This is a genomic window from Stenotrophomonas africana, assembly GCF_013004645.1.
Classification (GTDB): Bacteria; Pseudomonadota; Gammaproteobacteria; order Xanthomonadales; family Xanthomonadaceae; genus Stenotrophomonas; species Stenotrophomonas africana.
The window spans coordinates 96,868-123,269 of sequence record NZ_JABEME010000008.1 but is presented as its reverse complement, the minus strand read 5'-3'; the positions used below and the strand labels follow the sequence as shown (position 1 = coordinate 123,269).

The window sequence follows — 26,402 nt, the reverse complement described above, 5'->3', positions numbered from 1 at the left end:
TAGCCTTACAGGGTGCGCTGGAACAGTTCGCGGCCGATCAGCATGCGGCGGATCTCCGAGGTGCCGGCGCCGATTTCATACAGCTTGGCGTCGCGCCACAAACGGCCGGTCGGATATTCGTTGATGTAGCCGTTGCCACCCAGGATCTGGATCGCCTGGCCGGTCAGCCAGGTGGCCTTCTCGGCGGCGTACAGGATGGCACCGGCGGCGTCCTGGCGGGTGGTGCGGCCCTGGTCGCAGGCGCGCGCCACGGCATAGACATACGCACGGCAGGCGCCCAGGCCCACGTACATGTCGGCGATCTTGGCCTGGATCAGCTGGAAGCTGCCGATCGCTTCACCGAACTGGTGGCGCTCGTGCACGTACGGCATCACTACGTCCATGGCCGCGGCCATCAGGCCCAGCGGGCCACCGGACAGCACCACGCGCTCATAGTCCAGGCCGGACATCAGCACGCGCACGCCACCGCCGACCTGGCCCAGCACGTTTTCCTCCGGCACTTCGCAGTCCTGGAACACCAGTTCGCAGGTGGGCGAGGAGCGCATGCCCAGCTTGTCCAGCTTCTGCGCGGTGGAAAAGCCCTTCATGCCCTTCTCGACCAGGAACGCGGTGATGCCCTTGGCGCCGGCCTCCATGTCGGTCTTGGCATAGACCACCAGCACGTCGGCGTCCGGGCCATTGGTGATCCACATCTTGTTGCCGTTGAGCACGTAGCGGTCGCCGCGCTTGTCGGCGCGCAGCTTCATCGACACCACGTCCGAACCGGCACCCGGTTCGCTCATCGCCAGCGCGCCGACCAGGCTGCCATTGCAGAGGCCGGGCAGGAAGCGCTGCTTCTGTTCTTCGTTGCCGTTCTTGCGCAGCTGGTTCACGCACAGGTTGGAGTGCGCGCCATAGGACAGGCCGATGCCACCGGAAGCGCGCGAGATTTCTTCCATCGCCACCACGTGGGCCAGGTAGCCCATGCCGGTACCACCGTATTCTTCCTCCACGGTGAGGCCGAGCAGGCCTTGTTCGCCCAGCTTCGGCCACAGAGCCAGCGGGAACTGGTTGGTGGCATCGGCCTCGGCGGCCAGCGGTGCGACCTCGGCGGCGGCAAAATGGGCCACGCTCTGGCGCAGCAGGTCGATGTCTTCGCCAAGGTCGAAGTTCAGGGATGGCACGTGCATTGTGGTGGCTCCACGGCGGGATGGCAGGAAATGGACGCACCCGGCGGGGGAGCGGGCGGCGGTCTGCAGGACCGCTGCCCACACGGGCGATTGCACCCCAGCGTAGCGGGGTTCGGGCAAGAAGTGAATACAAATTCAAAAATTGAAAATAGAATCAAAACATGGCCTATAAACGCTCTGCACTGATGGAAGAACGCCTGGCGGGCGCCCGTGAACGGATCCTGCTGGCCACTCGCGAGCTGGTCGCCACCGGCGGCTGGCGCAATGCCCCGGTGACGGCCGTAGCGACCCAGGCCGGGGTGTCCACCGGCCTGATCTACCGCCACTTCCCGTCCAAGGCCGAGCTGTTCGTGGAGGTGCTCAACGCCGCCGTGGCCCACGAGGTCGCGATCATGGAGCGCATCGCCAGTGGCCCGGAGGTGGCCAGCGAGCGCCTGCGGTTGGCGATCACCGCCTTCGTCCGCCGCGCCCTGGCCGGGCCGGGGCTGGCGCATGCCTTCATCGTCGAACCGGTCGACCCGGATGTGGAAGCCGAGCGCATGCGTGGTCGTCGCGCCTTCGGCGACGTGTTCCTGCGGCTGGTGGAGGAGGGCGTGGCGGCCGGTGAGCTGCCGGCGCAGGACGCGCATGTGGCCGCCGCCTGCCTGGTCGGCGCCTTCACCGAAGCGATGGTCGGCCCCACCGCGCCCAGCCGCGAAGCACACCGCGACGAAGACGCGCTGGTGGATGCGATCTGCAGCTTCTGCCTGCGCGCGATCGGCGCCCGGTAATTTGGTAGAGCCGGCCGCTGGCCGGCTTCTGCACGATCTATCCGGCGGGATGGCGATGCCGGCCAGCGGCCGGCACTACCGGGTGGGCATGTTGCGCCGCACCAGCGGTGACGCCTGTTGTCGCACGCAAAGCGCGTTCTATACTCGGCCCATCACGCAGTCGCTCAGCCGTGGTCCAACGACTATCAGCCAGGGGTAACGAAGAGTGCGGAATTACGATCTGGAGTTCCTGAAACGCTTCTCCATGGTGATCGCGCTGCTGGCGACCATCACCCTCGGCCTCATCCTCCTTGCCGCCTACATCCACACCCGGATTCCGCCCGAGGTGTCGCCGACCGCGGCCAAGCGCACTGAACAGCGCATTTCGCCCACCGGGGCGGTCTATGCCGGCAGCACCGGCGCCGCCGCGCAGGCAGCGGCCAAGGCCGCCGCGCTGGCCAAGGCCGCCTCGCAGGTGGCCTACGGTGGCACCAAGGACGGCAAGGTCATCTTCGACAACCTGTGCACCGCCTGCCACACCACCGGTGTGGGCATGGCGCCGACGCTGGACCATTCGCACTGGGACAAGCGCATCGCACAGGGCAAGGACACCCTCTACAAGCACGCTATCGAGGGCTACACCGGCCCGGACGGCGGCATCATGCCACCCAAGGGCGGCAACCCGGCGCTGACCGAGGAACAGATCCACGCCACCGTGGACTGGATGCTGGGCAACCTGAAGTAACCGCCGCAACGCGCCGCTTCCTGTAGAGCCGAGCCCGCGCTCGGCTGCTCTCCGCGCGGTGTGGCCAGGTGCAGCCGAGCATGGGCTCGGCTCTACGATCCCCCGGCTTTGCCCACCGAGGCCTGATCGCTCATATGCCCCCGCTGCGCAGGCGGGGTTTCGCATTTCAGGGTTAGTCTGTGCGCCTCTTCCATGGAGTCGCCCGTTGATGCGCCGCCGTTCCCTCGCCCTTGCCCTGTCCCTGCTGCTGCCGGCCGGGGCCTTTGCCCAGGCCCAGCCGCAGGCCGCACCGGTCGCGTCGCCCTCCACCGCGCGCAGCAGCGCCACCGTGGTGCTGACCGCCGCGCCGGCCGACTGGCGTGCGCTGGATGGCCAGCGCGTGCGCATCGCCGCACCGCTCACCCTGGCCGGTACCGACGGCCTTGAGCGCTTTGGCCAGCTCACCGTGGCCTTCGATGGCCGCCTCTGGCAGCCCACCGAAGTGGCCGCGCCGGGTACTGCCGGCTACGAGCAGGTGATGGCCGACAACCAGCGCCGCCGCCTGGTGCTGGACGACGGTAGCGATGCCCGCGACCCGGCCAGCGTGGCCTACCTGCCGGCCCACCCGGTGCTGCGCACCGGGATGCAGCTACGCAATGTGGAGGGCACCGTGCGCGTGGACGGACAGGGCCGTCCGCGCCTGCAGGTCGAAGGCGTGCTGAAGCTGCCGGAGCTGAAGCGTCCGGCGGTGCCGACCGTGCCGGGCAGCCTGCACGTGGCGGCCTTCAACCTGGAGAACTTCTTCAATGGTGACGGTCAGGGCGGTGGCTTCCCGACCCTGCGTGGTGCGCGCACCCTGGACGAGCACAAGGCGCAGGTGGCCAAGCTGGTCACCACGGTCAACGCCTTGGGCGCCGATGTCGCCGCGCTGATGGAGCTGGAGAACGATGGCTATGGTCCGCAGTCGGCCATTGCCGAACTGGTCGATGCACTCAACCGCGACCGTGGCGCGCAGGGCGACTGGCGCTTCGTCGATGCCGGCAACGGCCCCGGCGACAATCCGATCCGGGTTGGCATCATCTACCGCAGCAGCCGCCTGCAGCCGCTGGGCAAGCCGGCCACGCTGACCGGTGGTCCGTTCGTCGAACACAGCCGCGTGCCGCTGGCGCAGGCCTTCCAGGGCAAGCAGGGCGCGCCGTTCGTGGTGGTTGCCAACCACTTCAAGTCGAAGGGTTGCCGCGACGCCGCCGGTGCCGACGCCGACCGCAACGACAACCAGGGCTGCTGGAACGCGACCCGCGTGACCTCGGCGCAGCAGCTGCATGCCTGGCTGCAGACCGACCCGACCGGTACCGGAGCCAAGGACGCCGTGCTGCTGGGTGACTTCAACGCCTATGCGATGGAAGACCCAATCCGCGCCCTGCATGACCTGGGCTGGCAGGATGCTTTCAAGGTGGCCAAGGTCGAGCATCCCTACAGCTACGTCTACAACGGCTACACCGGCCGCCTCGACCACGCACTGCTGAGCCCGGGCATGGCCAAGCGCCTGCGCGGTGCCGCCGAATGGCACAGCAACGCCGACGAGCAGGACGCCAGCGGCTACCAGGGTCGCAACGTGCAGGGCCCGTGGCGCAGCTCCGACCACGACCCGCTGCTGCTGGGTTTCGACAGATAAGGTTCGCCGGGGATCTGCTCTGGTAGGCACCTTGATCGGCACGGATGCCGCCTTTGCTTTTGATCTACCAGTCCGCCTTCAAGCGAGCCGAGCATCGCAGGTGAATCAGGGGCGAAGAGGCGCCGATGTCTGAGCGCAGCGAGTTCGGCGCCGTCCCCTGGTTCACCGAGAAGCGCAGGGAACCGGTGCACAGCACCGGCTCGCGGCTGGCGGCGCGTTTCTTTTGGTTACTTTTCTTTTCGCGCGAAAAGAAAAGTGACATCCCACCGCGGGCGCGGAAATGGCCCGCCGCAACCAACGCTCACCCCCAGGCGATCAACCCGATCGCCAGCACCGCCAGCGCCAGCCCGGCGCGGTTCCACTTCGTGGTGGCCTCGCCGAAGGCGAACACGCCCACCAGCGCGCCCAGCACCACCACGCCGATGTTCATCCCGGCGAACACGGTGGCCGGGCTGTCCGGCATCGACTGATGCGCATGCACATAGAAGAGGATGTTGCCGCCATTGAGCAGGCCCAGCAGCGAGCCCGCGCGGAGGTTGCGCCAGGCCAGCCGGCTGCGGCCACTGGCGTGCCGCCACAGCTGCAGCGCCAGCATCAGCACGAAGGCCACGCTGAAGCTGGCCAGCACTGCCGCCATCGACGGCGTACCGGAAAGCGCCACCTGCTTGAGCAGCACGTCCACCACCGCGAACCCGGCCCACACGCCCAGCAACCAGCCCCAGCCACCCGGTGAGGGCGCCACCGCCGGTCCGCGCGGGCGCAGGCTGATCGCCACCATCGCCAGCAGGCCCAGGCCGAGCCCAGCCAACTTCCACGGCGTGGCAGTCTGGCCGAAGAACAGGAACGCAGCAGCCAATGACAGCAACAGTGACAGCCGCTGCGCCACGTCGCTGCGCACGATGCCGGCCACCGCCACCGCGCGGCCCAGCACCAGAAAGATCGACGGCAGCACCACCGCCAGCGCCAGCAATGACAGCCACGGCGCATGCGGCGCGCGCAGTGCGTCCAGCGGCGGCTGCAGTACCACGGCGGTGAGCGTTGCGGCCACCAGATAGTTCCAGGTGACCATCTGCGCAACATCCAGTTGGCGGCGTCCGGCCACCTTCAACACCACCGAAACCAGCACGCTGCAGATCACGGCCAAGGACAGGTAGAGCATGGGGCGGGCACAGGGCAGGGGCAGGGGACGGTATCATGGTGCCATGCACAAGCCTTCGTTCCCCGTCGCCCCTGGCGAAACCGCCTGCCTCGAACTGGACGGCCCGGCCGGCCCGCTGGAAGTGGTCGTCGACCTGCCCAAGGCCGATGTGCCGGTGCAGCCGATCGTGGCCATCGTCTGCCATCCGCTGTCCACCGAGGGTGGCACGCTGCACAACAAGGTGGTCACCATGACCGCCACCACCCTGCGCGAGCTGGGTATCGCCACGGTGCGCTTCAACTTCCGCAGCGTGGGTGGTTCGGCCGGTGAGTTCGACCATGGCGTGGGCGAGCAGGATGACCTGAAGGCTGTCGCGGCCTGGGTGCGCAGCCAGCGCCCGGATGACCGCCTGTGGCTGGCCGGTTTCAGCTTCGGCGCGTTCGTTTCGTTGAAGGCCGCTGCCGCGCTGCAGCCCGAAGCGCTGATCTCGATCGCGCCGCCGGCCGGCCGCTGGGACTTCGATGGCATCGCGCCGCCGGCGCGCTGGCTGGTGATCCAGGGCGAGCAGGACGAGATCGTCGACCCGCAGGCCGTCTACCAGTGGCTGGACACGCTGGATTTCCCGCATGAGCTGGTGCGCATGCCCGAGACCAGCCATTTCTTCCACCGCAAGCTGATCGATCTGCGCGGCGCACTGACCCACGGCGTCAAGCACTGGCTGGGCGCGGCGGCATGAGTGCAACCGAGTTGACCCCGTCGCAGCGGTACGCGGAAGGGGTTGCCCGTGGCGACTGGCAGAACGACCCGGCCCAGCATGCGGCGCTGGCCGAGTTGGACCGCATCCACCTGGGCCTGCTGGACAGTGCCGAGGACGGCTGGCTGGACCGCCTGTCCTCGTTCTGGAAGAAGCCCGAGCCGGTCAAGGGCCTGTACTTCTGGGGCGGCGTCGGCCGCGGCAAGACTTTCCTGGTGGACCTGTTCTACGACGGGCTACCGATCAAGCAGAAGTACCGCACCCATTTCCATCGTTTCATGCGCAGCATCCACGAGCGCCTGCGCGAGCACCAGGGCCAGAGCGACCCGCTGGCGAAGATCGCCCAGGAATGGCGCAGCAACCTGCGCGTGCTGGTGCTGGATGAATTCTTCGTCACCGACATCGGCGATGCGATGCTGCTGGCGCGGCTGCTGGAGCGCCTGTTTGCCGAGGGCGTGACCCTGGTCACCACCTCCAACACCGCGGTGGAGAACCTCTACCTCAACGGCCTGCAGCGCGAGAGCTTCCTGCCGGCCATCGGCCTGCTGCAGCGCTTCTGCGTGGAGCTGTACGCCGAGGGCACCGAGGATTACCGGATGCGCGCGCTGACCCGCTCGCCGGTGTACCGCGCGCCTTTGGCGGCCGACAGCGACGACTGGCTGGCCACGCGTTGGAACGAATTGAGCGGCGGCCAGCCGGCCAAGCCCGGCAACATCGAGATCGAGGGCCGCAAGATCCCGGTGCGTGGCCGCGGCAAGAGCATTGCCTGGTTCGATTTCGCCGCGCTGTGCGAAGGCCCGCGCGGGCCCTCGGATTACATCGAGATCGCGCACGAGTTCAACACGGTGCTGCTGGGCGGCATCCCCGCCTTCGACCGCCTGAACGAAGATGCCGCGCGCCGCTTCGTCAACCTGATCGACGAGCTGTACGACCGCCACGTCAACCTGGTCTGCACCGCCAGCACCTCGCCGATCGAGCTGTACACCGGCCAGCGCCTGCAGGGCGCGTTCGAGCGCACGGCGTCGCGTCTGATCGAAATGCAGAGCGCCGAGTACCTGGGTACCCCGCACCGGGCGTGAGGGGTTCTGCTGGTTGTAGAGCCGAGCCCACGCTCGGCTGCTTCAAGTATTCCGGTAAGAGTGAATCATGAGTCAGGAAATCAACAGGCACGTTGCGCGAGCGATCGTTGAGCTTGCCATCTTCCTCGAGTTTTCGACGGATGATGTATTGGATCCAGATGCTGCAGTGCAGGGGCTCGAACGATTGGCTTCCACATTGCAAATGATGGACGTGGATTCCAAATCGTCTTTGTGCGTGCAGTTTGAAAGCATCGCAATGGAGTATTCAGGTGAGCAGGCCGGATTTGTTGAAGGCTTGGGCGAAGCGCTGGGGTTGATCGAAGCGTAGTCTGCTCATGTGTAGAAGCCCCAGATTCTTCTGGCATCAGGCAGCCAGAAATTCCGTGTTCGCGCAGAAGCAGAACATGAGTAACAGGTGCCTTCGAACGTACCGCCTCGCGCCTGATCGAGATGCAGAGCGCCGAGTAACTGGGTACCCCGCACCGGGCGTGAGGGGTTCCGCGGGAATGCAATGCCGGCTAGCGGCCGGCACGACTACCGTGGGTTTCCGGTAGTGCCGGCCGCTGGCCGGCAATGATCGGGGGATAGGGCGCAACGGCGTTTCCCTGCGGCCGCTCCTCCAGTCTGGCCGACACATGGAGCCTCGCGTCGCTGCCCGGCGGGCGGTCCCTGCGTCCACCGGATTCCCACCGGCTGCCCACCACCTATCCACAGGGTTGTCCCTAGCCAGTTTCATCACTGTCATGTGAAGCTGTCATTGTTCCGTTTTCGCGGTGCGTTGTACCACCGCAATGACGCTTTTCGGGCTTGACTGCGCAGCCCGTTCCGGCAGGTCTGAAGCGTCTGATCCGGGCGCCGATGGCACGATCCTTGCGGCGCAAGGGATTGCCGAATTTCACTACATTTGGCGTTGACGGACCCCTTTACCCCCACTATCTTGTGGCCGTCGGTCGCAGCAACCCCAATTCCAGGGGTTGCCCGGGGTTCCCATCCGCGGTCGTCAACGGCAGTGGCAGGCGCAGGGTCTCATCCCCTGCGACGCCGTCCTGCCATCCTGGGCCGTCATGTCCCGGGCTGCGTCACCCCGATGCATCGAGCACCCCCAAATCACGCCAAGAGGACATACGCCGTGAGCACCGAATCCAGCGCCACCATCGAGAAGGAAAGCGAATTCCTGTTGACGTCGCCGCCGACGGCCAACGCGATGAGTGTGACCAAGCGCAACGGGACCACCGAACTGGTTGACCTGAACAAGATCGTGCGCGCGGTGCAGCGTTCCTCCGAAGGCCTGCACGCCGTCGATCCGATGCGCGTGGCCACCCGCACCATTTCCGGCCTGTACAACGGCGCCACCACCCGCGAGCTGGACGAACTGTCCATCCGCACCGCCGCCCTGCTGATCGGTGAAGAGCCCGAGTACGGCCGCCTCGCCGCGCGCCTGCTGGCCAACTACATCGCCAAGGAAGTCTCGGGCCAGGAAATCTACGCCTTCTCGCAGTCGGTCAGCCGTGGCCACGAAGTGGGCCTGATCAACGACCGCCTGCTGAACTTCGTGCAGACCAACGCACGCAAGCTCAACGATGCCATCGACATCTCGCTGGACCTGAACTTCGATTACTTCGGCCTGCGTACCCTGTACGACCGTTACCTGCTGCGCCACCCGCACACCCGCAAGGTGATCGAGACCCCGCAGCAGTTCTTCCTGCGCATCGCCAGCGCGCTGAGCGAGGACGTGTCCGAGACCCTGGCGCTGTACAAGCGCATGGGCAACCTGGACTACCTGCCGTCCAGCCCGACCCTGTTCAATTCCGGCACCACCCACGAGCAGCTGTCCTCGTGCTTCCTGCTGGACTCGCCGCAGGACTCGCTGGAGTCGATCTATTCCAAGTACGGCGACATCGCCCAGCTGTCGAAGTTCTCCGGCGGCATCGGCGTCAGCTACACCCGCGTGCGTTCGCGTGGTTCGCTCATCAAGTCGACCAACGGCCACTCCAACGGCATCGTGCCGTGGCTGAAGACCATGGATTCGTCCGTGGCCGCGGTGAACCAGGGCGGCAAGCGCAAGGGCGCAGCCTGCGTCTACCTGGAAACCTGGCACGCCGACATCGAGGACTTCCTCGAGCTGCGCGACAACACTGGTGACGAAGCCCGCCGTGCGCACAACCTGAACCTGGCCAACTGGGTGCCGGACCTGTTCATGAAGCGTGTCGAGGCCGACCAGGAATGGTCGCTGTTCGATCCGCGCGTCGTGCCGGAGTTCACCGACCTGTTCGGCGAAGCCTTCGAGGCCGCCTACCTGCAGGCCGAAGCCCAGGGCAAGGCCAACCGCACCATCTCCGCCCGCAAGCTGTACGCCCGCATGATGCGTACGCTGGCCGAGACCGGCAACGGCTGGATGACCTTCAAGGACAAGTGCAACCGCGCCAGCAACCAGACCCTGCGTCCGGGCAACGTGATCCACCTGTCCAACCTGTGCACCGAAATCCTGGAAGTCACTTCCAACGATGAAACCGCCGTGTGCAACCTGGGTTCGATCAACCTGGGCAACCACTTCGACGAGCACAACGAGTTCGACTTCGAGAAGCTGGCCGAGACCGTGCGCCTGGCCGTGCGCCAGCTCGACCGCGTCATCGACCTGAACTTCTACCCGATCGAAACTGCCCGCCGCGCCAACCTGCGCTGGCGTCCGGTCGGCCTGGGCTGCATGGGCCTGCAGGACGTGTTCTTCCGCAAGCGCCTGCCGTTTGACAGCGCCGAAGCCCGCGCCCTGTCGAAGAAGATTGCCGAAGCGATCTACTTCCACGCGCTGGAAACCTCCTGCGAGCTGGCCCAGGAACGCGGCAAGCACCCGTCGTTCAACGACACCCGTGCCGCCAGCGGCGAACTGCAGTTCGACGCCTGGAACGTGGTGCCGGAAGACACTGCACGCTGGGATGCCCTGCGCGCCCGCATCAAGGAACACGGCCTGCGCAACTCGCTGATGATCGCGATTGCACCGACCGCGACCATCGCCTCGATCGCCGGTTGCTACGAGTGCGTCGAGCCGCAGGTGTCCAACCTGTTCAAGCGCGAGACCCTGTCCGGTGACTTCCTGCAGGTCAACCGTTACCTGGTGAACGAGCTGAAGAAGCTGGGCCTGTGGACCGCCGACATGCGCGACGCCATCAAGCTGGCCGAAGGTTCCATCGCCGGCGTGGCACAGATTCCGGAAACGCTGCGCGAGGTCTACCGCACCGCGTGGGAGCTGCCGATGCGTTCGCTGATCGACATGGCCGCCGAGCGCGGCGCCTTCATCGACCAGTCGGCCTCGCTCAACCTGTTCATGGAAAGCCCGAACATCGGCGCGATGTCCTCCATGTACATGTACGCCTGGAAGCAGGGCATCAAGACCACCTACTACCTGCGTTCGCGCCCGGCCACCAAGATCGCCAAGACCACGGTGAGCACTGCCGCGCCGGCCAAGGTGTTCAGCCCGGACGAAGCCATCGCCTGCTCACTGGAAAACCCGGAAGCCTGCGAGGCCTGCCAGTAACACACCGCGCGGTGGGTGCCGACCGTTGGTCGGCACTCGAACACCTCGCACCTGTAGAGCCGAGCCATGCTCGGCTGCGGAAAAACACCCACGGTAGCGCCGGGCCATGCCCGGCGGCTCACCCAGGAATTCAAGGAAACACCCATGGCCGACAAGCCCAAGCAGATGCTGCTCGATCCCGGTTTTGAACTGACCCTGCGCCCGATGCGCTACCCGCAGTTCTATGACATGTACCGGAACGCGATCAAGAACACCTGGACGGTGGAAGAGATCAACTTCCAGATCGACATCACCGACCTGCACAGCAAGATGTCGCCGGGTGAGCGTCACCTGATCCACCGCTTGGTCGCGTTCTTCGCCACCGGCGACTCGATCGTGTCCAACAACCTGGTGCTGAACCTGTACCAGCACTTGAACGCGCCCGAAGCGCGCATGTACCTGTCGCGCCAGCTGTATGAAGAAGCGCTGCACGTGCAGTTCTACCTGACCCTGCTCGACAACTACCTGCCGGATCCGGAAGAGCGCGTCAAAGCCTTCGCCGCGGTGGAGAACATCGATTCGATCAAGAAGAAGGCCGATTTCTGCTTCAAGTGGATCGACTCGATCCAGGACCTGAAGCGCATCGAGACCCGTGCCGAGCGCCGCCAGTTCCTGCTCAACCAGATCTGCTTCGCCGCCTGCATCGAAGGCCTGTTCTTCTTTGCTGCCTTCGCCTACGTGTACTACTTCCGTTCGCGCGGCCTGCTGCCGGGCCTGGCCTCGGGCACCAACTGGGTGTTCCGCGACGAGAGCGCGCATATGGAGTTCGCATTCGAGTCGGTGCGCGTGGTGCGTGAGGAAGAGCCGGACCTGTTCGATGACGAGATGAAGCAGCAGGTCTACGACATGCTGGCCGAAGCCATCGAATGCGAAGTGCAGTTCGCCGAGGACGTGCTGTCCGGCGGCGTGGCCGGCATCTCGACCCGCGACATGCGCCAGTACCTGCAGCACTGTGCCGACCAGCACTTCGCCAAGCTGGGCATGGAAAAGAAGTACAACGTGCGCAACCCGCTGCCGTTCATGGAACTGCAGGACGTGCAGGAACTGACCAACTTCTTCGAACGCCGCGTCTCGGCCTATCAGGTCGGCGTGCAGGGCGAAGTCGCCTTCGACATGAACTTCTGATCGAACCGGTCAGGCCTGTCGCAACGAAAAACCCCGGCCAACGCCGGGGTTTTTTGTTTCTGTAGCGTCGAGCCATGCTCGACTGGTCTTCGCAAACAGCAGTCGAGCACGGCTCGACTCTACAAGGAGCGGCTAGCGCCGCCCTTCCACCGCCATGCGCACCGCCAGCCCGGCCAGCACGGTGCCCATCAACCAGCGCTGCACCATCTGCCAGGTGGGGCGCGCGGCCAGGAATCCGGCGATGCTGCCGGCGGTCAGCGCGATCACGCCGTTCACGCTGACACTGACCAGGATCTGGGTGGAGCCCAGCACGATCGATTGCATCAGCACGCTGCCTTCGCTGTCCGGGTGCAGGAACTGCGGCAGCAGCGACAGGTACATCACCGCCACTTTCGGGTTCAGCAGATTGGTCAGGAAGCCCATGGTGAACAACCTGCGCGGGCTGTCCTGCGGCAGGTCACGCACTGCAAACGGCGAACGGCCGCCGGGCTTGAGTGCCTGCCAGGCCAGGTACAGCAGGTACAGCGCGCCACCGATGCGCAGCGCGTCGTAGGCGAACGGCACAGTCATCAGCAGGGCGGTGATGCCCAGTGCCGCGCACAGCATGTAGAAGACAAAGCCCAACGCCACCCCACCCAGCGAGATCAGCCCGGCCATCGGTCCCTGGCAGATCGAACGCGAGATGACGTAGATCATGTTCGGCCCGGGCGTGAGCACCATGGCCAGCGAAACCAGCGCAAAGGCCAGCAGGTCGGAAGTGGCGGGCATGGGGGGTCCTGGCAGTGGGCGTGGCGCAGTGTAACGCCTGCTGCAGGCGCGGCCTGCGCAGGCACCGCTGCCGGGTGACCGTTGCACGTGCATTCCGATGGCCGTCACGCCGGTCGCTTAGAATCCGCAGCACCCCACACCGAAGCACCCCCATGACCCCGATCGCCGAGACCGTGCCGCCCACCGAAGTGCGCATGGCCGAAATAGTCTTCCCCAATCACACCAACCACCTTGGCACCCTGTTCGGTGGCCAGGCGCTGGCCTGGATGGACAAGGCCGCCTTCCTGGCCGCCGCCCGTTACTCGCGCCGTACCGTGGTGACCGCGCGCAGCGACCAGGTCGACTTCAAGCTGCCGATCCGCATCGGCCAGATGGTGGAAACCATCGGCCGCATCGTCGAAGTCGGCCGCAGCTCGATGAAGGTCGAGGTGGAACTGATCGCCGAAGACCTGCACAGCGGCGAGCGCAAGCTGTGCACCCGCGGCCACTTCGTGATGATTGCGCTGGACGAGGAAGGTCACCCGATCGCGGTGCCGCCGCTGCCGGCGGCCTGATCCGCCGGCTGAACCTGCGCTTGCGGGGGCACGGCCGCGCCCCCATCTGGCAGCCATGACCCCGCCACTGACCGACTTCATCGACCGCGCCCAGCGCCTGTTCGTGCTGACCGGCGCCGGCTGCAGCACCGCCTCGGGCATTCCCGATTATCGCGATACCGATGGTCAGTGGAAACGCACGCCGCCGGTGACCTACCAGGCCTTCATGGGCGAGGCAGCCACCCGCCAGCGCTACTGGGCGCGCAGCCTGCTGGGCTGGCCGCGCTTCGGCCTGGCCCGGCCCAACGGCACCCACCAGGCCCTGGCTGCCCTGGAACGCCGGGGCAAGCTGCAGGTGCTGCTGACCCAGAATGTGGACGGCCTGCACCAGCGCGCGGGCAGCCACAACGTGATCGACCTGCATGGCCGCCTGGACCTTGTGCGCTGCATGGGCTGCGAGCGCCGCAGTGGCCGCGAGGAGTTCCAGCAGCGGCTGCTGGACGCCAATCCCGGCTGGGACGTGCTGGAGGCCGGCATCGCCCCCGATGGTGATGCCGACCTGGAGACCGATTTCTCCACGTTCGTGGTGCCCGACTGCCCGCATTGCGGCGGCGTGTTGAAGCCGGACGTGGTGTTCTTCGGCGAAAACGTGCCGCGGGAGCGGGTGGCGGCGGTGCATGAGCACCTGCAGCAGGCCGACGCCGTGCTGGTGGTGGGCTCGTCGCTGATGGTCTATTCCGGTTTCCGCTTCGTGCAGGCGGCCGCGAAGGCAGGGTTGCCGGTGGCGGCGCTGAACCGTGGCCGCACCCGCGCCGACGACCTGTTGCAGTTCAAGGACGAGCGCGATTGCGCCGAAGCGTTGGCCGGGTGGGCTTCGCGCTGAGCCGAGCGTGGGCTCGGCTCTACAAGGGTCGAGGGCTTCTGTAGAGCCGAGCCCACGCTCGGCTGCAGCAGGCCGCGCGAAACAGCGATCCATCCAGACGGTTGATTCGCAGGCCGTGCGGCGGTGCAATACGCCCCCTCCATCCGTCTGTCCCCCGCATCGCCGTGACCCAGCTGTTTTCGCCGATCTCGTTCGGCCCCCTGACCCTGTCCAACCGCATCGTCATCGCGCCGATGTGCCAGTACTCCGCAGAAGACGGCCGTGCCAGCGACTGGCACGCCATGCATCTGGGCAACCTGGCGCAGTCCGGTGCCGGCCTGCTGATCCTGGAAGCCACTGCCGTCGAACCGCGCGGCCGCATCAGCTGGGCCGACCTGGGCCTGTGGGATGACGGTACCGAAGCAGCACTGGCTCAGGTGCTGGCCAGCGTCCGCCGCTGGTCGCCGATGCCGCTGGGCATCCAGCTGGGCCATGCCGGCCGCAAGGCCTCTGTGAACCGCCCGTGGGACGGTGGTGGCCAGCTGTCGGCCGATGACGCGCGTGGCTGGGCCACCGTGGCGCCGTCGCCGCTGCCGTTCCATGCCGCCGACCCGGCACCGCAGGAACTGGACGAGGCCGGCATCGCCGAGGTCATCGCCGCTTTTGCCGCCAGCGCGGTGCGCGCCGAGCGCCTGGGCTTCGAGCTGATCGAGCTGCATGCCGCGCATGGCTATCTGCTGCACCAGTTCCTGTCGCCGCTGAGCAACCACCGTACCGATGGCTACGGTGGCTCGCTGCCGAACCGCCTGCGCCTGCTGGTGGAAGTGTTCGATGCGGTGCGTGCGGTGGTGTCCGACAAGGTCGCGGTGGGCGTGCGTATTTCCGCCAGCGACTGGGTCGATGGCGGCTGGGATCTGGTGCAGAGCGAAGCGCTGGCCCAGGTGCTGGACGCGCGCGGCTGCAATTTCCTGCATGTCTCCAGCGGCGGCCTGGACGAGCGCCAGAAGATCACCGTCGGTCCGGGCTACCAGGTACCGTTCGCAGCAGCGATCAAGGCCAAGGTGCGCATGCCGGTCATCGCCGTGGGCATGATCACCGAGCCCGAGCAGGCCGAATCGATCCTGCGCCATCGCCACGCCGATGCTGTGGCCCTGGCGCGCGGCATTCTCTACGACCCGCGCTGGCCGTGGCATGCCGCCGCCGCGCTGCGCGACAGCGTGGAACCGGCGCCGCAGTACCTGCGCTGCGAGCCGCGCGATGCGCGCGGCGTGTTCAAGACGCGCTGAGGTTCACACCCGCCAGGCCGGCGCCATGCCGGCCTGCAGGTGCTCGAACAGCGCGCGGATCTTGGCGGTGAAATCGCGGCGGTCGCTGACGCAGAAATAGACCTCCATCGGCTCCGGACGCCATGCAGTGTCGGCGCCGAACACCGCCTGCAGGCGACCATCGCGCAGGTACGGCTCGACCACGAAAGCGGCCAGCCGGGTGATGCCGGCACCGGCCGCGGCCAGCGTTGCCAGTGCATCGATGTCATCGCAGACCATGCTCGGCGGCAGCGCGGCGTCCACGCGCTGGCCATCCTTCAGCAGGCCCCAGCGCAGCGGCCGGCCATCGGTGGGGAAGCGGTGCAGCAGCCCGCGATGACCGCTCAGCTCGGAGGGCTGCTTCGGCGTGCCGTGTGCCTTCAGGTAGGCCGGTGAGGCACAGAACACGAAGGGCACGCGTGCCAGCTGCCGTGCGACAACGCCGTCCTCCAGCTGCGCCCCGATGCGGATGCTGGCGTCCACCGCCTCAGGACCATGCTGCACGGCGCGGTCGGTCAGGCGCAGCTCCAGCTGCAGCTGCGGGTAGCGTTGCTGCAGCGAAGGCAGCAACGGTGCCAGCACGTGGCGACCGAAGGCGCTGCTGCTGGCGATGCGCAGCGGCCCCGCCGGTTCGATGTCACCGGAGGTGACCATCGCCTGCGCGCGCGCCAGGTCGGCTTCGATGTGGCGCACCTGCGCCAGGTACAGCGCGCCGGCCTCGCTGAGGGCCAGCTGCCGCGTACTTCGGTTCAGCAACCGTACGCCCAGGTGGGCCTCCAGACGGTTGATGTTCTGACCGACTGCGGTGGCGCTGATGCCAAGGATGCGGGCCGCGGCGGCAATGCTGCCGGTCTCTGCGGTGCGGGTGAAGCTGCGGATCAGTTGCAACAGGTTCATGACCGACCAGCTTGCCACGGGGAGTCCAAAGTATCGCTTGGGACTGAACCAAGCAGGTCGGTTGCATCCGTGATCATCCGGCCGCTGGGCAGGGCGCTGCCCTACACTGTGGCGATGCGCCCCGATTCCATTCTTACCCTGTCCTGCCCCGACCGCACCGGCATTGTCTACCGCGTGTCCGGCCTGCTGTTCGACCACGGCTGCAACATCCTCGACGCCCAGCAGTTCGGCGACGAGGAAAGTGGCCGCTTCTTCCTGCGCGTGCACTTCGACCGCGATGCCAGCCTGCCGCTGGAGACCGTGCACGCGGCCATGGCCACGCTCGCCGAGGGCTTCGGCATGGATTGGCAGCTGCACGATGGCCGACGCCGCGCGCGCCTGCTGGTGCTGGTCAGCAAGCAGGGCCACTGCCTCAACGATCTCCTGTTCCGCGCCCACAGTGGCCAGCTGAAGGTGGACATCGCGGCGGTGGCGTCCAACCACGCCGACTTCGCGCCGCTGGCGGCGTCCTACCAGGTGCCGTTCCACCACCTGCCGGTGACCGCCGAGACGCGTGCGGTGCAGGAGCAGCAGATCATCGACCTGGTCGAGCGCGAACGCATCGACCTGGTGGTGCTGGCGCGCTACATGCAGATCCTGTCACCCACGCTGTGCCGCGCGCTGGCTGGACGCGCGATCAACATCCACCACAGCTTCCTGCCCAGCTTCAAGGGCGCGCAGCCGTACCACCAGGCACACGCGCGCGGGGTCAAGATCATCGGCGCCACCGCGCACTACGTTACCGAGGATCTGGACGAAGGCCCGATCATCGAACAGGACGTGGCCCGCGTGGACCACGCGATGGCGCCGCGCGAGCTGGTGCGGCTGGGCAGCGATACCGAATCGCTGGTGCTGGCACGCGCGGTTCGCCGCCATGTGGAGCACCGCATCCTGCTCAACGGGCATCGCACCGTCGTATTCCGGTAGGTGCTTTTCTGTAGAGCCGAGCCATGCTCGGCTGCAGTTCGGCCCAATGCCGTGAATCTGACGGATGAGCCGAGCATGGCTCGGCTCTACAGGGCAACTCAGATGATCGCGATCCCCGCCTTGCCCAGCGCCTCGCGCACCATCGCGTCGTTGGCCTCGGTCACCGGCCGGGTCAGCTCCCACAGGAACTTCACCCGGAAGCCGGACTTCACCGCGTCCTGCGCGCTCCACAGCACGCAGTAGTCACGGGCCAGGCCGCATACGTGCACTTCGCGGATGCGGCGTTCGTGCAGCCAGCCGGCCAGGCCGGTGGCCGGGCGCTCGCCATCGGGGCCATGGTTCTCTCGGAAGGCGCTGTACGAATCCACCTGTTGGCGCGTGCCCTTGCGCAGGATCAGGTCGGCCACGGTCCAGTCCACGTCCGGGTGCAGGGCGGCACCGGCGCTGCCCTGCACGCAGTGGTCCGGCCACAGGGTCTGCGGCTGCGCATGCAGCAGGATGGTCTCGAAGGGGCGTTGGCCGGGGTGCTGGCTGGCGAACGAGGCATGGTCGGCCGGGTGCCAGTCCTGTGTTGCCACCACGGTGCGGTAGCGGCGCTGCGCCAGCAGATCGGCAATCGGTGCCACCAGCGCATCGCCCTGGTCGCAGGCCAGCGCACCGCCGGGCATGAAGTCCGGCTGCAGGTCGATCACCAGCAGGGCGACATCGGCGGGCAGGGCGGTCATGGCAGTTCCGGTACAACAGAAGGGGCGACCAGCGTGGCCGCCCGATGCCTGCACGTCAATCGCCCTGCGGCGTCTCAGCGTCCTGCCCGTAGTACAGCAGGCCGATCTTGATCCGTTCGCGGCCGTTCTCGCGGCGGTGGCGGTTGGCATCGCGCAGTGAATACACGCAGCCGCAGTACTCCTGCTGGTAGAACTGCTCGCGCTTGCTGATCTCGATCATGCGGCTGGCACCGCCGCCCTTGCGCCAGTTGTAGTCCCAGTACTGCAGGCCTTCATAGCGCGAGGCGGCGCGGATGCCGCAATCGTTGATCTGCGTCATGTTCTTCCAGCGCGAGATGCCCAGCGACGAACTGATGGTGTCGTAGCCGTGCTCGTGCGCGTACAGCGCAGTGCGCTCGAAACGCATGTCGAAGCACATCGTGCAGCGGATGCCGCGTTCGGGCTCGTTTTCCATGCCGCGGGCACGGCTGAACCAGTTGTCGGTGTCGTAGTCGCAGTCGATGAAGGGAATGCCATGCTGCTCGGCGAAGCGGATGTTTTCCTGCTTGCGCAGTTCGTATTCCTTCACCGGATGGATGTTGGGGTTGTAGAAGAAGATCGCGTAGTCGATCCCGGAGGCGGTGATCGCCTCCATTACCTCGCCGGAGCAGGGCGCGCAGCATGAATGCAGCAGCAGGCGCTTGCCGTCGGCGGGCAGGGTCAGGGTGGGGCGTTGGAGCTCGGTCATCGTCAGGTACCGCATGGACCGCCGGCAACGGCGGTGGCCCATGCATCAGCGCGTGGGTGAACAGGTCTGGCCGGATACCGTGAACAGGACGCGCGCGGCCGCGCGGCCTGCACGCGCAGGACGACGACGGCCCCGGCAACCTCCCCGCGGAGATTCCAGGTCGAGTCAGGGGACGGTCATGTCCCCCGGCCGGGGCCGGTATTCGGGCTGATGGACACGGGCCGCAGCCCACCTACTACCTGCCGCTTCCCAGGCGCGAGCCCAGTGCTGTTGGCAGGATTCGTTTCCATTCACCGCTGCGGGGCAGCTCCGGAATGGGCGCGCGAGGCGCCTTCACCGGATTCCCGTTTAAATCCCTCCCGGCGCGTGAACGCCTGGAGGGATACCTTCGGCGCGCCCACGGTGGACGGGTTACTGGCCAGGGTCAAGGGGGGGCAGAGCCCGTTGCGCTGCAACGGGATCCGACCCCGGGCGGGACATGCCTTCAACGTCCCGCCGCCGCACGCGCGCGAATGTCGTCCAGCCGCTGGTCGTGCAGCAGGCGGCCGTTCTCCCACACGGTCACCATTGCGTCCTCGAAGCCGTCCGGCAGGGTGTCGTCGCCGCTGGCCGGCAGTGGCACCGTATGCAGGCTGCCATCGTCCAGGCGGCGCAGCAGGCGCATGCGGCCGCGCTTGCTGGTCTTGCCAGCATCGGTGACCGGATCCTTGTAGACGTCGATCCACTCACCCTCGACCCTCGCCGCCGAGCACTTCAGTGCGAACTTCTGCGTATCGCGGTCCAGCCGCTGCAGCAGCGCACCGCCCATGCCGAAGGCTACGTTGTCGGCGGCGTAGCCGTCGTCGGTGATGCGTTGCAGGATGGCGCGGATCGTATCCGGGTTGATGCCATCGCCCTGGATCACCCGCACGTGGTTGAGCACGCGGTAGCCCTTGCTGTTGAGGGTGTGGCCGAAGGCTTCATCCAGCCGGCGCAGGCTTTCGGCCACCACCTCCACCGGGTCGCCCGAGTCGGGGCGGATGACCAGGGTGGCACCGGAGGCGATCACTTCATCGCGCAGGGTGGTACCCCAGTGCTCGCTGATGGCGCGGTAGATGTCATAGCTGTCCGACACCACCGCTACGATCGCACCGGGCTTGCCGAACTGGCGCAGCATGTTGCGGTAGGCGTCCACCTCGCGCTCGCGGCCCCAGCTGGTGATGGTGCTGTGCTCGGCGGCGGGAATCGAATAGCCGGCCATCGGCGCGTGATAGTGCGCGCGCGCCAGGCACAGCGCCGAGACCGTATCGGTGCCGAGGAAGTTGACCAGGTGCGCGGCACCGCCCAGCGCGGCCGATTCCAGGCTCGAGACACCGCGCGCGCCGAAGTCATGCAGCTTGAACGGCAGCTGCCCCTGCGGGTCGTCGCTGGTCTGCTGCAGGAACGCGGCAATGGTCTGCCGTGCGTGCCAGCTGATGGTGGCCACGGTGACCGGGTACCACACGCGCAGCAACAGCGTTTCCAGGTACGACGGCACCCAGAATGCGGCCGGATCGGTCGATTCGATGGTCATCAGGGCCTGGTGGGTGGGCACCACGCTGCCCTCGGGCACGGCGCGGATGCGTACCGGCAGATGGCCGCCGAGACGGTCGACGATATCGCGCCAGCCGGCCTCGTTGAACGGTTCGCCATGCGCGGCGAACACCGCAGCGGCGTCGTCGATATCGGCGTGGGTGACCGGCCGTGCCAGCGCGTCCTTGAGGATCGCCTGCAGGCCGAAGAACACCGTGCGATCGTGCAGGCCGCCACGTGATTCGACGTAGAAGAACGTGGCATCGGTACCCGGCGGGTACTGCAGCCAGTGGCTGGCCTTGTAGCTGTCGGTGTTGAGGAGAAGATTATCGAGGTAGTGCATGACGGAAGCTCCTTCGCGTCGAGTGACACCAGCGGTCTATCCGCCAGTGGGGAGGCCGGGCCGGTCAGCCGCGGCCGAGGAAATACTCCAGGATGTGCAGGTGGTCTTCGAACAGCTGCGGGCCCATGTCCAGGGCTTCGCTTACCGGTATCCAGCGGGCCTTGTCGGCATCGTCGCCACCGCGCACCGGCGGCAGGTCACCGGCCGGGAATTCGAAGTGGAAACCGTGGGTGATGGTGCGGCCACGCTGGCTGCGATCCGGGTGGTCGAACACCTGCTGTCCCTTCAGCGAACCCTTCAGCACCGGCAGCGGAATCTTCAGCCGGGTTTCCTCGCGCAGTTCGCGCAGGCAGCTGTCGAGCAGGCTCTGTTCCTGACCGACGAAACCGCCGGGCAGCGCCCACAGCCCCTTGCCGGGTTCCGAACGGCGACGCACCAGCAGCACGTGGCCCGAATGCACCACCACCGCATCGGTGGTGACGAAGGTGGGCGCGTAGGGCGCATCCTTCCAGGCGGCCTTGTATTGTTCGATGAAGCGGTACTCGGCCACCAGCTGGCCATAGGCAGGCGCGCTCTTGCGGAACGCTTCGAGCATGTCGTACACCGGCGCCGGCACATTGCCACGCAGCATCAGCAGCGCGCCGTGGAAGTCGACGTCGCCGGCTTCGAACAGGTAGCGCCGCAGCTCGGTGGCCGACAGGGTGGCGGTGTGCTGCACGTCCACCAGCGGCCACTGCGGGAATTCGCGCAGGTAATAGCTGGAGGCATCCTTGTCCATGCCGATCAGGCCCACCTTCGCATCGGCGGCGGCACCGTCGTTGCGCAGGGCCTCGGCCACCTGGCGCTGCACGTTGGCGATCCACTGCGCTTCGTTGTAGAGGTGGTCGCGCAGCGGGCGGATCAGCAGGCGGTCGGTGTGGCCATCGAGGGCAGCCTGGATCATCACGGCGCGTTCGGCCACGGTCCAGGGATTGCGGAGGCTGCGGGGAGTATCGGCAGAACCGACCAGGAAGATCAGCTTGCGGGCCCGGCTCAGGGCCAGGCGGGCAACGGCGGCGTGGCCGTTGTGGAAGGGCTCGAATCGCCCGATGAAGACGAGATAGTCGAATTCCATGAGAATCCCTCATGTCGTTGTGGCAGCCGCGGGTCTGTCCCTTGGCTTGCTGCAGATGCTACGCCGATGGTGGTCAGGGTCAAGTGGGAGGCTGCAACGGAGTCGTTCAATATTGTCGACGAAATCAATTGCTGGCGAAGCGGATCTGACGACTGGCCACGGTAGATCACTCCGCAACTGTTGTAGGAAGGGCACATGCCGGAGTGATATCGAGCCAATCGGTCATTTGTTCAAAGATGCGAATCACCTGATCGATGCTCACACCGGTTCCCTCAAGTCTGCGGCAAGGGGCTTATGCGAGGCGAACTAGAGTGTTGGCATCGGTTAAATTGTCCGAACAGCCTGAGTTCAAGGGGGGGATGCTTTGAAGATGCAATTCACTAATAGATGCTTTGCTGCACTGAAAAAATCTCTGTCGAACTGGGCATTGGTGCCACAGAGGCCAGGATTCTCCAGGAAATACGCCATTCTTATGGTAGTCATTGCCATTGCGGCGTGTGTGGTGGACTGGTACTCGCCGAATGAGTACTTTTGGTTTCAGCGCAGTGGCGCGTTGCTGGTCCTGGCGGGGGTGTCACTTCAGTACTCAAAGTTGACGAGTAGCTGGAAGCAACGGCTTGATCCGGCTTACTTCGGGAAAACTACTGAAGAGCGTATAAGAGACGGATCTGGGATAAGTATGCTGGCTGAGGCAGAGGCTCTTGATCAGACCCGCAAATTGGTCGCGGAGCTGCATCAGATCGTTGCAGAGCCGGATTTGCGCGACTTCTTTTCCGTTGCATTTGCAATCGTGGGCACCCTCGTGTGGGCGCTTGGAGATGTTCCCTTCCGCAGCTCCTGACTCGTCTGGCCTGGAACTGATCACCGGTATTTCAGTAGATGAGAGTCTCAGGCCCTGAGAAGCCTCTGCGCCATACTGGTACCCACGCGGCGGACGGCATGCTCGGGGGCAAGACAGTGGCGGACAAGTACTGCGATCTGGTCATGAAAGGCGGCATCACCAGCGGCATCGTGTACCCCAATGCGGTACTGGCGCTGGCGCGCGAGTATCGCTTCAAGAGCATCGGCGGCACTTCGGCCGGCGCCATCGCCGCGGCGGTGGCGGCTGCGGCAGCGTGTGGTGATCGCCGTCAGCAGGCCGGCGAGCACCTGCCCGGCGATGCCGGCTATGGCGGGTTGTCGGCGGTATCGGCGCAGCTGTCGCGGCGCGGCTTCATCTACAGCCTGTTCCAGCCGGCGCGCGGCGCGCGCGCGGCCTATCGGCTGCTGGTGGTGCTGACCGGCAATGCCAGCCTGCCGCACAAGCTGCTGTGCCTGGCGGTTGCCGTGTTCGAGATCGCGCCGCTGGAAGTGCTGGTGTCGTTGGCGCTGCTGCTCGGCCTGGGTTGGTGGGGCGGTGGTTGGAGCGGCGTGGCGGCCACACTGCTGCCGTCGCTGCTGTGTGCATATGGTGCCGGCGTGGCCGGTGCCGCGCTGCGGGTCGCGCGTGTGGCGCGGCGCAATCTGCTGGGCCTGTGCAGTGGACTCGGCCGCGATGCACGCACGCCGGCACTGACCGAGTGGCTGCACGAATGCCTGCAGCAGTTGTCCGGCAAGCCGCTGGATGCACCGCTCACCTTCGCCGACCTGCACGACGCGCCGCGCTATGCCGGCGAGCCGGACAGCCCGCATGCGATCAGCCTGCAGATGATCACCACCTGCGTGTCGCACAACGAGCCGCGTACGCTGCCGCTGGGTGGCGCGCAGTTCTGGTTCCTGCGCGAGGAATTCGAGCAGCTGTTCCCGGCCAGCGTGGTGCAGTGGCTGGTGACGCAGGCCGGCCCGCCGCTGGAGGTGGAGGGGCGGCAGTACTACCACCTGCCGCCGGGCCCGCAGCTGCCGGTGCTGGTGGCCACGCGCATGAGCCTGAGCTTCCCGCTGCTGATCAGCGCAGTGCCGCTGCACGAACCCTCGCGGCGCGAGCGTCGCTGCGAACCGACTGCACCGGCGGCCGACCCCGAGCACAACGTGGCCGACAGCATGGAAGGGCTGACCAGCGCCGGGCAGGCTTGCGGTCCGGTGATCACCGCCTTCCGCATCTGCTGGTTCTCCGACGGTGGCATCAGCAGCAACTTCCCGATCCATCTGTTCGACGCCGCATTGCCACGCTGGCCGACCTTCGCCATCAATCTGGTCTACCCGCAGCACGCCGAAGAGGTGAACCACGGCAGCAGTGGCCGCCAGTCGCTGGAACACGCGGTGTTTCTGCCCACCGAAAACCGACACGGCTGGCAGCGCACCTACCAGTCGATCGCCACACCGCTGGCGGCCGCCGAGCTGGGCCGCTTCCTGTTCGCGGTGGTGGCGACCATGCAGAACTGGCGCGATCTCCTGCAGGCGCGCGCGCCGGGCTACCGCGACCGCATCGTGCACGTCAGCCTGGAGGGCGACGAGGGCGGCATGAACCTGGACATGCCGCAGGAGGTGCTGACCCGCATCGCCGACAAGGGCAGCCTGGCTGGTGCGCGCTTCTGTTCGTTCTCGTTCGAGAACCACTACTGGATCCGCTGGCGCAACCTGGCCTCGGCCTACCAGCGCTACACGCTGGAAGTGGCGCGAACCGACGACCCGGCGCAGCAGGTGCTGGCCTACCGCGCGGCGTACGCGATGGTTGCCCGCGGTGAACCGTCTCCGCCCTCGTACAAGCTGGGCTCGGAAGACAAGCGGCTGGCCTCGCAGCAGCTGTGGGGGTTGATGGTCGAGCAGGGCCGCAGCTGGGAGGACCTCGGCCCCGACCTCACTGACGGTGCACCACGCCCGCTGCCGCAGATGAAGGTGACGCCGATCTACTGACCCGGTAGTAGATCCATGCCATGCGTGGATGAATGTCCATCGAAATCGAATATTTCGAACATTCATCGAAGAGCATCCACGCATGGCGTGGATCTACCGTGTCGACCAAGGTCGACACCTACCAGGGCAATACGTCGTTCCGACAGATGGCAGGAAACTGTCGAAGGCGGGGTGGGCCCGGTTGCGGGGGTGTCCGCGGCATGGATGCCGCGGCCAAGCCCCCAAGGACGGGTTTACGGCGTCCCCCGCAACCGGATCCACCCCGCCATCCCACGGAATGCCAGCTTTTGCCGTTGCTGTTGCTTCGGCCTCGGTAGGTGCAGGGCGCAGCCCTGCCGAACCAACCCTACCGCCCCGGCAACTGCGCGAACGCGCGCTGCATGCAGTCCTCGCGCGGGCACACCCGGCAACCCGGCCCGATCGAAACCGAATTGCCGGGGCTCTGCACATCCAGCCCCAGCGAATACACCAGTCGTTCGGCATGCTGCAGGTCGCAGCCCAGTGCCACCGCAAACGTCTTGCGGGGCTGGCCATGGCCCACCGGGCCACTGCTGACCTGACGCGCCAGCCAGAAATGGCGGCGGCCATCGGGCATGCGCGCGGTCTGGGTAAGGATGCGGCCGGGCTGGTTGAACGCCTCGTAGACGATCCACAGCGGACACGATCCACCCACCTGCGAGAAGTGGAAGTCGGTGGCCGAATGACGCTTGGACACGTTGCCGGCGCGGTCCACGCGGATGAAGAAGAACGGCAGCCCGGGCGCACTGCGCCGCGCCAGCGTGCTCAGCCGATGACAAACCGCTTCGAAGCCGACGCCGAACTGATGCGCCAGCAGCTCGATGTCGTAGCTGCTGGCCTCGGCCGCACGCAGGAAACGCATGTACGGCATCACCAGTGCGCCGGCGAAATAGTTCGACAAGCCAATCCGCGCCTGCGCGATGCGTGCCTCATCGGTGAAGCCGGCACGTGCCACCACCGCATCGATCTGCGGCAGGTAGCCGTGCAGGGCCAGCTCGGCGGCCATCTGGAACGCCTGCTGGCCCGGCTCCAGGTAGTCCGGCAGCCACAACCGGCGCGTGCCCGCGTCGTACTGGCGTTTCTCGCGCCCGGCCTGCAGCGCGGCCACTTCCACCAGCACGCCATGGCGGTCGGCCAACAGCTGGCGCAGGCGCGGCGCCACGTGCCCGGGCGACAGCCCCCACTCGGCGAACAGGCGCTCGGCCAGCTCATCCAGCTCGGGAATGTGGTTGTGCATGCGGTTGAAGAACTCGCGCACCTGGTCGCCAGCGGGCAGAGTGCTGCCGGCGCCGGGCTCGCCCAGCTGGAATTCCAGCGCGGCGGCATGCTCGCGCAGCGCCAGGTGGCGGCGGTGCAGGTCCAGCAGCGCGCGGCTGACCTGCGGCAGGTTGCCGGCCAGGGCGCGCAGTTCGGTGGCGCTGACATCGGCCAGGCCGAGGTCGCGCAGGGTCTCGCTCAATGACTCCTGCAGCGCGGCGGGCTCATCTTCGTCGAACAGTGCGGAAACATCGCCCAATACCTCGCCCAGCTTCTTCTGCACGGCCGGGGTGAGCGGGCGCTTGTTGCGCTCGATCTGGTTCAGGTAGCTGGCCGATAGCCCCAGCGCCCGTGCCAGATCGGCCTGGCTGTAGCCGCGCTGCTCGCGCAGCCGCAGCAGGCGCAGGCCAAGTTGCCGCTGGGTGGCTGAATAATTCACAGAATTAACATGAATCGTCTGGCGTGTTGGCCAGATTAAGCGGATTCAGCCCGGAAATCGAGGTGGGTGCTGTGAATAATGC

23 protein-coding genes and 1 riboswitch are annotated in these 26,402 nt (G+C 66.5%); of the genes, 14 read left to right on the top strand and 9 right to left on the bottom strand.

The genetic code is table 11. The annotated features are described in order from the left end of the window. Nucleotides 1-5 precede the first annotated feature (5 nt). Nucleotides 6-1,169 (bottom strand): isovaleryl-CoA dehydrogenase, encoded by a 1,164-nt coding sequence (locus tag HLA98_RS14885; protein WP_057500055.1) that lies wholly within the window; start codon nucleotides 1,167-1,169, stop codon nucleotides 6-8. Nucleotides 1,170-1,330: 161 nt separating this feature from the next. Here HLA98_RS14885 and HLA98_RS14880 point away from each other — a divergent pair, with 161 nt between their 5' ends. The 3 genes from HLA98_RS14880 to HLA98_RS14870 all read left to right on the top strand — a co-directional run bounded on the left by HLA98_RS14880 (nucleotide 1,331) and on the right by HLA98_RS14870 (nucleotide 4,317). Then, entirely contained in the window at nucleotides 1,331-1,939 is a 609-nt protein-coding gene (locus HLA98_RS14880) for a TetR/AcrR family transcriptional regulator (RefSeq protein ID WP_005407661.1), read from the top strand. Between the two features lie 205 nt (nucleotides 1,940-2,144). Continuing rightward, nucleotides 2,145-2,663 (top strand): c-type cytochrome, encoded by a 519-nt coding sequence (locus HLA98_RS14875; protein ID WP_005407662.1) that lies wholly within the window; start codon nucleotides 2,145-2,147, stop codon nucleotides 2,661-2,663. Nucleotides 2,664-2,871: 208 nt separating this feature from the next. Next, nucleotides 2,872-4,317 carry an ExeM/NucH family extracellular endonuclease gene (locus HLA98_RS14870; protein WP_057500054.1) on the top strand — a complete coding sequence of 482 codons (1,446 nt, stop codon included), beginning with the start codon at nucleotides 2,872-2,874 and terminating at the stop codon, nucleotides 4,315-4,317. A gap of 301 nt (nucleotides 4,318-4,618) precedes the next feature. Here HLA98_RS14870 and HLA98_RS14865 read toward each other — a convergent pair whose 3' ends face one another. Further along, the gene (locus HLA98_RS14865; RefSeq protein ID WP_057500053.1) at nucleotides 4,619-5,476 is read right to left on the bottom strand and encodes an EamA family transporter; all 858 of its coding nucleotides are present in this window, start codon (nucleotides 5,474-5,476) and stop codon (nucleotides 4,619-4,621) included. Between the two features lie 43 nt (nucleotides 5,477-5,519). On the opposite strand from HLA98_RS14865, the gene HLA98_RS14860 reads away from it, so the two are divergent. The 5 genes from HLA98_RS14860 to HLA98_RS14840 all read left to right on the top strand — a co-directional run bounded on the left by HLA98_RS14860 (nucleotide 5,520) and on the right by HLA98_RS14840 (nucleotide 11,984). Continuing rightward, nucleotides 5,520-6,191, top strand: coding sequence for an alpha/beta hydrolase (locus HLA98_RS14860; RefSeq protein WP_057500052.1), 672 nt, complete (start codon nucleotides 5,520-5,522; stop codon nucleotides 6,189-6,191). Next, nucleotides 6,188-7,288, top strand: coding sequence for a cell division protein ZapE (zapE, locus tag HLA98_RS14855; protein WP_057500051.1), 1,101 nt, complete (start codon nucleotides 6,188-6,190; stop codon nucleotides 7,286-7,288). Before HLA98_RS14860 ends, zapE begins: the two co-directional genes overlap by 4 nt. 67 nt (nucleotides 7,289-7,355) lie before the next feature. Further along, on the top strand, nucleotides 7,356-7,616 hold the full coding sequence (locus HLA98_RS14850; protein ID WP_057500050.1) for a hypothetical protein: 261 nt from the start codon (nucleotides 7,356-7,358) through the stop codon (nucleotides 7,614-7,616). An 801-nt stretch (nucleotides 7,617-8,417) separates the two neighbouring features. After that, nucleotides 8,418-10,820 (top strand): ribonucleoside-diphosphate reductase subunit alpha, encoded by a 2,403-nt coding sequence (locus HLA98_RS14845; RefSeq protein WP_057500049.1) that lies wholly within the window; start codon nucleotides 8,418-8,420, stop codon nucleotides 10,818-10,820. Between the two features lie 144 nt (nucleotides 10,821-10,964). Then, entirely contained in the window at nucleotides 10,965-11,984 is a 1,020-nt protein-coding gene (locus HLA98_RS14840; RefSeq protein ID WP_008264781.1) for a ribonucleotide-diphosphate reductase subunit beta, read from the top strand. Nucleotides 11,985-12,116: 132 nt separating this feature from the next. On the opposite strand, the gene HLA98_RS14835 is transcribed toward HLA98_RS14840, so the two are convergent. Further along, a complete protein-coding gene (locus tag HLA98_RS14835) occupies nucleotides 12,117-12,752 on the bottom strand; it encodes a LysE family translocator (RefSeq protein ID WP_057500048.1) in 636 nt (211 codons plus the stop codon). Nucleotides 12,753-12,904: 152 nt separating this feature from the next. Here HLA98_RS14835 and HLA98_RS14830 point away from each other — a divergent pair, with 152 nt between their 5' ends. The 3 genes from HLA98_RS14830 to HLA98_RS14820 all read left to right on the top strand — a co-directional run bounded on the left by HLA98_RS14830 (nucleotide 12,905) and on the right by HLA98_RS14820 (nucleotide 15,433). After that, nucleotides 12,905-13,306: an acyl-CoA thioesterase gene (locus HLA98_RS14830; RefSeq protein WP_049443640.1), complete on the top strand. Its 402-nt coding sequence runs from the start codon at nucleotides 12,905-12,907 to the stop codon at nucleotides 13,304-13,306. Nucleotides 13,307-13,361: 55 nt separating this feature from the next. Then, nucleotides 13,362-14,168 (top strand): NAD-dependent protein deacetylase, encoded by an 807-nt coding sequence (locus tag HLA98_RS14825; RefSeq protein WP_057500047.1) that lies wholly within the window; start codon nucleotides 13,362-13,364, stop codon nucleotides 14,166-14,168. A gap of 164 nt (nucleotides 14,169-14,332) precedes the next feature. Then, a complete protein-coding gene (locus HLA98_RS14820) occupies nucleotides 14,333-15,433 on the top strand; it encodes an NADH:flavin oxidoreductase/NADH oxidase (protein ID WP_080392859.1) in 1,101 nt (366 codons plus the stop codon). Between the two features lie 3 nt (nucleotides 15,434-15,436). Here the strand turns inward: HLA98_RS14820 and HLA98_RS14815 are convergent, their stop codons facing one another. Then, the gene (locus HLA98_RS14815; RefSeq protein ID WP_057500046.1) at nucleotides 15,437-16,348 is read right to left on the bottom strand and encodes a LysR family transcriptional regulator; all 912 of its coding nucleotides are present in this window, start codon (nucleotides 16,346-16,348) and stop codon (nucleotides 15,437-15,439) included. Between the two features lie 114 nt (nucleotides 16,349-16,462). Between HLA98_RS14815 and purU the strand changes: the two genes are divergently transcribed. After that, nucleotides 16,463-17,314: a formyltetrahydrofolate deformylase gene (purU, locus tag HLA98_RS14810; RefSeq protein WP_057500063.1), complete on the top strand. Its 852-nt coding sequence runs from the start codon at nucleotides 16,463-16,465 to the stop codon at nucleotides 17,312-17,314. Between the two features lie 98 nt (nucleotides 17,315-17,412). Here the strand turns inward: purU and pncA are convergent, their stop codons facing one another. The 4 genes from pncA to HLA98_RS14790 all read right to left on the bottom strand — a co-directional run bounded on the left by pncA (nucleotide 17,413) and on the right by HLA98_RS14790 (nucleotide 21,774). Continuing rightward, nucleotides 17,413-18,039 carry a bifunctional nicotinamidase/pyrazinamidase gene (gene pncA / locus HLA98_RS14805; RefSeq protein WP_049443635.1) on the bottom strand — a complete coding sequence of 209 codons (627 nt, stop codon included), beginning with the start codon at nucleotides 18,037-18,039 and terminating at the stop codon, nucleotides 17,413-17,415. A 55-nt stretch (nucleotides 18,040-18,094) separates the two neighbouring features. Continuing rightward, complete coding sequence (locus HLA98_RS14800) at nucleotides 18,095-18,781, bottom strand: epoxyqueuosine reductase QueH (protein ID WP_425480864.1); 687 nt, start codon at nucleotides 18,779-18,781, stop codon at nucleotides 18,095-18,097. Between the two features lie 178 nt (nucleotides 18,782-18,959). After that, a riboswitch (cobalamin riboswitch) is annotated at nucleotides 18,960-19,153 on the bottom strand. 97 nt (nucleotides 19,154-19,250) lie between these two features. Further along, nucleotides 19,251-20,660, bottom strand: coding sequence for a nicotinate phosphoribosyltransferase (locus HLA98_RS14795; protein WP_057500045.1), 1,410 nt, complete (start codon nucleotides 20,658-20,660; stop codon nucleotides 19,251-19,253). A gap of 64 nt (nucleotides 20,661-20,724) precedes the next feature. Beyond that, entirely contained in the window at nucleotides 20,725-21,774 is a 1,050-nt protein-coding gene (locus HLA98_RS14790; RefSeq protein ID WP_005411941.1) for a bifunctional nicotinamide-nucleotide adenylyltransferase/Nudix hydroxylase, read from the bottom strand. Nucleotides 21,775-22,138: 364 nt separating this feature from the next. Between HLA98_RS14790 and HLA98_RS14785 the strand changes: the two genes are divergently transcribed. Continuing rightward, a complete protein-coding gene (locus HLA98_RS14785) occupies nucleotides 22,139-22,615 on the top strand; it encodes a hypothetical protein (protein WP_129550592.1) in 477 nt (158 codons plus the stop codon). A 98-nt stretch (nucleotides 22,616-22,713) separates the two neighbouring features. Continuing rightward, complete coding sequence (locus HLA98_RS14780; RefSeq protein ID WP_057500043.1) at nucleotides 22,714-24,606, top strand: patatin-like phospholipase family protein; 1,893 nt, start codon at nucleotides 22,714-22,716, stop codon at nucleotides 24,604-24,606. A gap of 346 nt (nucleotides 24,607-24,952) precedes the next feature. On the opposite strand, the gene HLA98_RS14775 is transcribed toward HLA98_RS14780, so the two are convergent. Beyond that, the gene (locus HLA98_RS14775) at nucleotides 24,953-26,320 is read right to left on the bottom strand and encodes a helix-turn-helix domain-containing protein (RefSeq protein ID WP_057500042.1); all 1,368 of its coding nucleotides are present in this window, start codon (nucleotides 26,318-26,320) and stop codon (nucleotides 24,953-24,955) included. Nucleotides 26,321-26,402: the final 82 nt, after the last annotated feature.